A 408-nucleotide genomic window follows, 5' to 3' on the forward strand; every position below is an offset into this window, starting at 1 on the left:
GGGCAAGGATGGTGGGATGACTGACGATTCGCAGCAGGCTTCCGGGGCCGTCGACACCGTCCTGTTCGACGTCGACGGCACCCTCATCGACTCGACGTACCACCATGCCATCGCGTGGGCGCGTGCGTTCGCGCGCTTCGACCTGTATCCGCCGCTGTGGCGCGTGCACCGCTCGATCGGCATGGGCGGCGACCAGCTCGTCCCGAACCTCGTCGGCGACGACGTCGAGAGCAAGCACGGCGGCGACCTGCGCGACGCGTGGGAGGAGGAGTACGAGAAGCTCCTGCCCGAGGTGCGCGGATTTGACGGCGCTGCCGACGCCGTGCGCGCCGCGCGCAGCAAGGGCTACAAGGTGGCGCTCGCGAGCAGCGGCAAGGAGGAGTTCACCGACGCCGCGCTCGAGAAGAT

General features: G+C 69.1%; 1 protein-coding gene. It reads left to right on the forward strand.

From position 1 onward, the window contains the following. Positions 1-16: 16 nt before the first annotated feature. Positions 17-408 (forward strand): HAD family hydrolase (locus M3673_RS18875; RefSeq protein WP_251535616.1); only part of this gene is annotated, 392 nt, incomplete at its 3' end.

This window comes from Nocardioides sp. P86, from assembly GCF_023712465.1.
GTDB classification, from domain to species: domain Bacteria; phylum Actinomycetota; class Actinomycetes; order Propionibacteriales; family Nocardioidaceae; genus Nocardioides; species Nocardioides kribbensis.